Origin of the sequence: Actinophytocola sp., assembly GCF_050699915.1 — a bacterium.
Classification (GTDB): domain Bacteria; phylum Actinomycetota; class Actinomycetes; order Mycobacteriales; family Pseudonocardiaceae; genus Actinophytocola.
This window is the reverse complement of the sequence record NZ_JBOHGA010000270.1, coordinates 1-7465: the sequence shown is the minus strand read 5'-3', so window position 1 is coordinate 7465 and position 7465 is coordinate 1. Positions and strand designations below refer to the sequence as shown.

At 73.6% G+C, this 7465-nt stretch carries 5 protein-coding genes; 2 read left to right on the top strand and 3 right to left on the bottom strand.

Annotated features, from left to right (window positions below; translation table 11 throughout):
• Window positions 1-710 (bottom strand): serine/threonine-protein kinase (locus ACRDSK_RS29775; protein WP_431444682.1); only part of this gene is annotated, 710 nt, incomplete at its 3' end.
• A gap of 170 nt (window positions 711-880) precedes the next feature.
• On the opposite strand from ACRDSK_RS29775, the gene ACRDSK_RS29770 reads away from it, so the two are divergent.
• Window positions 881-3997, top strand: a complete 3117-nt coding sequence (locus ACRDSK_RS29770) for an amidohydrolase family protein (protein WP_431444681.1) — start codon at window positions 881-883, stop codon at window positions 3995-3997.
• Between the two features lie 14 nt (window positions 3998-4011).
• Here the strand turns inward: ACRDSK_RS29770 and ACRDSK_RS29765 are convergent, their stop codons facing one another.
• Window positions 4012-4809: a hypothetical protein gene (locus ACRDSK_RS29765; RefSeq protein ID WP_431444680.1), complete on the bottom strand. Its 798-nt coding sequence runs from the start codon at window positions 4807-4809 to the stop codon at window positions 4012-4014.
• Window positions 4810-4872: 63 nt separating this feature from the next.
• On the opposite strand from ACRDSK_RS29765, the gene ACRDSK_RS29760 reads away from it, so the two are divergent.
• Window positions 4873-5388 carry a pyridoxamine 5'-phosphate oxidase family protein gene (locus tag ACRDSK_RS29760; RefSeq protein ID WP_431444679.1) on the top strand — a complete coding sequence of 172 codons (516 nt, stop codon included), beginning with the start codon at window positions 4873-4875 and terminating at the stop codon, window positions 5386-5388.
• Window positions 5389-5394: 6 nt separating this feature from the next.
• Here ACRDSK_RS29760 and ACRDSK_RS29755 read toward each other — a convergent pair.
• Window positions 5395-7465, bottom strand: a 2071-nt coding sequence (locus ACRDSK_RS29755) for a tetratricopeptide repeat protein (protein ID WP_431444678.1), incomplete at its 5' end; no start/stop codon positions are given.

The window sequence follows — 7465 nt, the reverse complement described above, 5'->3', positions numbered from 1 at the left end:
GGGGTGCCCACCGGCAGCGGCGCGGGCTCGCCCGCGGCCTGCGCGTGGATGAGCGCGAGCGGGTTGTCCGCCTGGAACGGCGGATGCCCGGCGAGGGCCTCGTACAGCACGACGCCGAGTCCGTAGATGTCGCCGGTGGGGCCGCCCGGATCGCCCGCGGTGCGCTCGGGGGAGATGTAGGACAGCGTGCCGACGAACGTTCCGGTGCTGGTCAGCCCGGCGTTCCAGGCGGTTGCGGCCAGCCCGAAGTCGAGCAGCTTCACGCCGTGCGCGGTGAGCATGATGTTGGCCGGCTTGATGTCGCGGTGGGCGATGCCGGCGTCGTGCGCGGCCTGCAAACCCTCCGCGGCCTGCGTGACGATTTCCGCCGCCTCGGCCGCCGGCAGGATCCGCTTGCGGTTCAGCGCTTGGGAGAGGCTCTCGCCGTCGAGCAGCTCCATCACGATGTAGGAGTGCCCGTCGACCTCGAGGTAGTCGTACACGGCGGCGACGCGCCGCTGGTTCAGCTGGGCGACGGCCAGCGCCTCGTGGCGGAACCGCTCGCTGATGGCCCGCGTCCGCGTCGTACCGACGGCGAGCGTCTTGATCGCCACGTCCCGGTTGAGCGATTCGTCGGTGGCCCGCCACACCTCGCCCATGCCGCCGCGGCCGATCACGTCGAGCAGCCGGTACCGCCCGGTCAGCACCGCTCCCGGCCGTGGTCCGCTCATCGTCTCGCCCGTCCCTGGTCTCTCGTTCGGTCACCGATCGAGTACCCCGTGTCAAACCTCCTGCCTGATACTGCCCCGGCGAACGTTCGAGAACGGTGAGGAACTTGCCAACGATGCGACAATTTCCGGGCGAGTGGCCGCGCAGCGAGGTGTCTGGTCGGGGAGGGCACATGCACGAGTCCGAGCTCACGCGCCGAGAGGTTCTCCGTACGGCCGGAGTCATCGCCGGAGCCGCGACGCTCGGCACTGGCACCCTCACCGCGGGCACCGCCGCGGCGAGCACGGCCGGCGCGGACGGCGCGGACGGGTTCGTCCGGCTCGGCGAGGGCACCAACATCTCCGCCGACGTGTCGGCCGACGGCAGGTTCGTCGCGTTCGACCTCGTCACCGCGATCTGGACGGTACCGATCGCCGGCGGCCCGGCCCGGCGGCTCACCGGGGACGACACCGACGCCACGCGCCCGTCGTGGGCGCCGGACGGGCGGCGGCTGGTCTTCCAGGCCTACCGCGACGGCAACTACCACCTGTGGACGGTCCGGCCGGACGGCTCGGGCCTGCGGCAGCTGACCGACGGCCCGTTCGACCACCGCGAGCCGCGGTTCGCCCCGGACGGCTCGTCGATCGTGTTCGCGTCCGACCGCGGCAACGCCGGCAGCTACGGCGTGTTCACCCTCGACGTCGCCACCGGGACGATCACCTCGCGCGTGGACACCGCCGCGGAGGAGGCGATGCCGGTGTGGTCGCCGGACGGCCGCCGGCTCGCCTACACCGTGGACGGCACCGCGATCGACGTGCTCGACCTGGCCACCGGCGCGACCACCCGGGCCGTGACCGCGCCCGAGGGCGCGACCCTGTTCGGCCCGGCGTTCACGCCGGACGGCGCCACGCTCTCCTACGTGCGCCTGACCGGCGCGACGACCGAGCTCGTCGTCGGGGACCGGGTGGTCAGCGCCGAGGACGAGGACGTGTTCATCTTCCCGCCGACCTGGCTGTCGGCGACGGAGCTGCTCTACACCGCGGACGGCCAGCTCAAGCGCCGCACGCTCGACGGCGTGGCCACGGTCGTCCCGTTCGCCGCCGCCGTCCCCGTCGCTCCCCGGCCGAAGTACCGCCAGGCGGTGCGCGACCTCGAGTCCACACGGGACCGACAGGCTCTCGGCATCGCCTCGCCCGTCGCATCTCCGGAAGGCACCCGGGTCGCCTTCCGCGCGCTCGGCTCGATCTGGTTGCTCCGCGTCGGCGAGCGCACCCCGGAGCGGCTCGTCGACGACGGCTACTTCAACTCCGACCCGGACTTCTCGCCGGACGGCCGGTCCATCGTGTACACGTCGGACCGCGCCGGCGACGCCGACCTGTGGTTGCGCGACCTGGCCTCGGGGTCCGAGCAGCGGGTTACGGGACTGCCCGGCGCACAGCTCGCGCCGCGGTTCTCCCCGGACGGCGACCGGATCGCCTGCACGGACCAGGACGGCATCGTCTGGGTGGTCGACCTCGCCACCGGCACGCCGACCCAGCTGACGTCCACACTGTTCATGCCAGGGCGGCCGACGTGGTCGCCGGACGGCCGCACCCTCGCGCTGGCCGCGGTCAAGCCGTACTCGAAGCGGTTCCGCGAGGGCACGAGCCAGGTGCTGACGATCGACCTCGACAGCGGCACCCTCACCTACACCGAGCCGCTGCCGGACGACCCGCACGCGTCGATCGCCACCCGCGGTGACGACGGTCCGGTGTGGTCGCCCGACGGGCGGCACCTGGCGTTCGTCGTCGAGTCGTGCGCCTGGGTCGTCCCGGTCGACCCGCGCGGCCGGCCCACCGGCCCGGGCCGCCGGGTCACCCGCGAGGTCACCGACTCGCTGTCCTGGCTGGGCACGGACCGGTTGCTGTACCTGCACAACGGCAGGCTGCGGTCGGTCGGCATCGGCGGCGGTGCGCCCCGGGACGTCCCGCTGTCGCTGCGCTGGCGGCCTGCGCGCGTCCACCGGCACGACGTGATCCGCGCGGGGGCGCTGTGGGACGGCCGGTCCGAGCGGCTGCGCGAGTCGGTGGACATCGTGCTCGACGACGGCCGGATCGTCGACGTGCTGCCGCAGGGAAACCGACCGTACACAGTGGACGCGCGGGACCTGACCGTCATGCCCGGCCTCGTCGACTCGCACGTGCACTGGCATCTGCGCGGCCGGCAGTGGGGCGACCGGCAGGGCCGGCTCTGGCTGACCTACGGCATCACCACGACCCGCTCACCCGGCGACCCGGCCTACCAGCTCACCGAGACACGCGAGGCGCTCGAGTCCGGGGCGCGGGTCGGTCCCCGCCTGTTCGGCACGGGCGAGGCGATCGACGGTTCGCGGGTCTACTACAACTTCATGCGTCCGACCCGTTCGCTCGAGCAGCTGGCACTCGAGCTGGAGCGGGCCCGTGCGCTGGGCTACGACCTGATCAAGACCTACGTCCGGCTGCCCGTGTCCTACCAGCGGCGGGTCGTCGCCGCCGCGCACCGGGCGGGGATGCCGCTCTCGTCGCACTACCTGTACCCGGCCGAGGCGATCGGCATGGACGGGATGGAGCACACGGGCGCGACGAACCGGCTGGGCTACTCGCACACGGTGTCCCGGCTGGGTCGCGCGTACGCGGACGCGGTCACGCTGTTCGTGCGCTCGGGGATGTCGATCACGCCGACGCTGTTCAACTCGTCCGCGATCTACGATAACGACCGGTCGCTGGTCGAGGACGAGCGGACGCGGACGCTGTTCCCGAGCTGGGAGTACGACCTGTACGTGGCGAAGGCCGACGCGGCCCAGACCCCGGCGAACGCGGTCACCCTGGCGATGCTCGCCGCGAACGTCGACATGGTGCTGCGCATCCATCGCGGCGGCGGGTTCGTCATCGCGGGCACCGACGCGCCGCTGGACAACCCCGCGGTGTCGCTGCACGCCAACCTCCGGGCGAAGGTCCGCTTCGGCTTCACCCCGTACGAGGCGCTCACCACCGCGACCCGCAACCCCGCGCGCCGGCTCGGCCTCGACGGCAAGCTCGGCGTGGTGCGCCGCGGCGCCCACGCCGATCTGTCCTTCGTGGACGGTGACCCGCTGGCCGACATCCGCGCCGCGGCCGCGGTCCGGATGGTCATGGTCGGCGGCAAGCCGCACACCGTCGACGACCTGATGGCGCCGTTCGCCACCCGCGCCCGCGCCGTTCCCGCGCTCGCCACTCGCGCGGTCGCGGCCACGCACACCCACGACGACCGCTTCTGGTGGCACGAGCCGGAATGGGCACACCACTACTGCTGAGCGCCAAACGTGCCCTAGCCGTTCAGGCGGTTCTCGAGGTGGGTCAGCGTGGTGTCCAGCGCCACCGCGTACACGGCGATGCGGCACGCCCAGCGCGCGAAGGTGCCCTCGGTCGGCGCCGTGGGCACCGGGAGCGGTGCGGTGAGCGCCATCAGGTCGATGACGAGGTCGCGCACGATCCGCCTCGTCTGCGCGACGAGGATGCCCACGCTCTCGGTGATCTCCGCCAGCGCCGCCGACACGGAGCTGAGGCCCTTGACCGCCTCGACGTTGTGGCCCATCAGGCGCCGGTGGTCCTCGGCCGCGTCGCCGTGCCAGTCGGGGATGTCGTACTCGACGATGTCCTCGAGCTCCTCGGCCATGGCCCACAGCTCGACGGCGATGTTCTGCCAGGTCTCCGCGTGCGCCGCGATGACGAGCGGCTTGCCGGTGAGCTCGTCGAGCACGTCACGCAGCGGTTCGGCGTCCACCAGCGCCCAGCCGAAGCGCACCACGGCCGGGACGTCGACCGGCGCGGTCAGGATCGGGCGGGCGGCCAGGCGTACCGGGTCCAGCGGCGGTGCCGGCGCCTCGGCGGCGTCACGCAACGACTCGCCGATGCGCCGGAGGTTCTCCTCGACGTAGGCGACCAGCTCGTCCTGGCGCACGTGCTTGGACCGGAAGTTGTCGGTGATCCACCGGCACAGCAGCCCGTAGGTGTCCTCGTCCCGGCTGATGGCCGCACTGGCATCGTGCACGGCCGCGAACCGCGCGCGCACGGCTTCGATGTTGTCGGCGTGCCGGGTGACCTGGCCCGCCGCCGCTGTGTGCACCCGTCCCCCTAGACGCCGGCGATCGGAGTGGGCTGCATGCTAACAGCGGCGCTAGGGTGCGTCATGGCCGATCGAACGCCCGCCGAGGTGACCAACCTGGACCGCTACGGCGCGCCGGTCCTGGACTGGAACCGGGCCGTCGAGGCCCTAGCTGCCGGCCCGGCCGGCGGCACGTCCTTCCTGAGCACTATCGGGTCCGACGGCCGCCCGCACGCGGCGGGCGTCGGCGCCCTGTGGCGCGACGGCGACCTCTACTTCGTCAGCGGTCCGGACACCCGCAAGTCGCGCAACCTGGCGGCGAACCCGGCCTGCACGATCTCCGCGAGCCTGCCCGGGATGGACGTCGTCGTCGAGGGCGAGGCGGCCAGGGTCACCGACCCGGCGACGCTGGAGCGACTGGCCGCGCACTACCGCGACCAGGGCTGGCCGGCCGAGGTGGCCGGCGACGCGTTCACCGCCCCGTACAGCGCCCCGAGCGCCGGACCCCCGCCCTGGCACCTGTACGTCCTGAACGTCCACACCGTATTCGGCGTCGGCGGCACCGGACCGCCGCCCGGCGCGACGCGCTGGCGGTTCTGAGGCCCGTCAGCGCGCCGGTTTCGGTTCGGACAGCCGGAGCCGGACGTCGTCGGCGTCGTAGTGGCCGAGCTCGTCCAGCATCTCCAGCGCCGTCTGCCACGTCTGGCGCGCGGCGTCGGCGTCGCCGGCGTCGCGGTGGACGTCGCCGAGCCCGATCACGGCCTGCGCCTCGTAGTAGCGGTCACCGATCTCCTGGTACAGCGCGGCCGCCTGCCGGTAGCTGTCCAGCGCGCGGTCGTACTCGCCGAGGAGACGGTGCGCGTAGCCGAGGCTGTCCAGGGTCGCCGCCTGGCCGTGCTGGTCGCCGAGCTCGCGATGCAGCGCCAGGGACCGCTCGCAGTAGTCGACTCCCTGGCGCTGGTCGCCGAGCAGGGCGTGACACCAGCCGATGTTGTTGAGCGCGTGCGCCTGTCCCGCCCGGTGGCCGGCGGCCTCGTAGAAGTCGTAGGCGAGCTGTGCGTGCCGCAGCGCCTCGCGGTTGCGGTCCTGGCGCCAGAGGATGAAGCTCAGCCCGCGATGGGTGTAGGCCTGACCGGTCAGGTCGCCGGTCTCGGCGAACAGGCGCAGCGCGAGCTCGAAGTGGGTGAGCGCCTGGTCGTAGCGGCCGAGCCGCGCGTGGGCGCGAGCCCTGCTGCGCTCGGCGAACGCCTGCCCGGCCACGTCACCGAGGCGCTGCGCGGCCCGCACCGCCATCTCCTGCGCGGGCGCCTGGTCGTCCCAGTGGCCCTGCCGGTCGAGGAAGTCCGCGAGCGCCCACCCCAGCAGGACGACGTGGCGGTCGAACCCGTCGGCGTGCCGCATGGCCGCCAGCAGCACGCGATACTCGGCGCCGAACCACGACTGCGCGTCGTGGGTGTCGGCGAGGTCGTGGCGGGTCACGCCGGGCGCCGCCGCGGGCAGCGGGACCGGGTCGCGGCTCGGGTTGATCAGCAGCGCGGCGGCGTGCGCGGCATGCGCGTAGTGGTCGAGCATCCGGAGCAGCGCGGCCCGCCGGTCGTCCTCGTCGTCGACGCCGAACGCGAGCTCGGTGGCGTAGGCGCGCAGCAGGTCGTGGGAGCGGTAGCGGCCCGGCAGGTGCTCGGCCACCAGGTTGGCGCGCGTCAGCTCGCCGAGCAGCTGGCGTGCCCGGCGCATGGGGACGCCCAGCAGGCCGGCCGCCGCGTGCGCGGTGACGTCGGGGCCGGGATGCAGGCCGAGCAACCGGAACAGCCGCGCGGTCTCCGCTCGCAGCGACAGGTACGACCACGAGAACACGGCCCGGATGTCCGTTGTCGCCTCGTCACCGATGAGCGCGTCGAGCCGGTCGCGGGTCGCCCGCAGCTCCCGGGCGAGCGTGTGCAGCGGGAAGTCGGGGTGCGTGGCCGCGCGGGCGGCCACCACGGCCAGGGCCAGCGGCAGCCGGGCGCAGCCGTCGATGATCTCGTCGACCGCCTCGCGTTCGGCCGACACCCGGTCCAGGCCGAGCCGGCCGGCCAGGAACCGGCGGGCCTCGTCCCGGGACAGCAGGTCCAGCGTCAGCAGGTGCGCGCCCTCGCCCGCGACCAGACCGGACAGGCTGTGCCGGCTGGTCACCAGGACCAGGCTGCGGGAGGCGCCGGGCAACAGCGGCCGCACCTGGTCGGTGTCGCGGGCGTTGTCCAGCACGATCAGCATCCGGCGGTCGGCGAGCAGACTGCGGTACAGGCCGACCTGCGCCTGCAGGGTGACCGGGATGCGCGACGCCGGGACGTGCAGCGCGTCGAGGATCGCGCGGACCGCCTCCGCCGGGCTCACGGCGGCTCCACCCGGGTCGAACCCGCGCAGGTTCAGGTACAGCTGCCCGTCGGGGAACCGGTCGGCGACCCGGTGGGCCCAGTGCACCGCGAGCGACGTCTTGCCCACGCCGGCCGTGCCGGCGATCGCCGAGATCACGACGGTGGTCGCGCGACCCTCCGAGTCGGTGGCGATGACCGACTCCAGTGCCTTGACCTCCGCCTCCCGCCCGGTGAACGTCGGCACGTCGGCCGGGAGCTGGCGGGGTACCGGATCGGGGCCGGGCGCGTCGGCCGCCGGCGCGGCCGCGGTGCCGGGCCCGGCG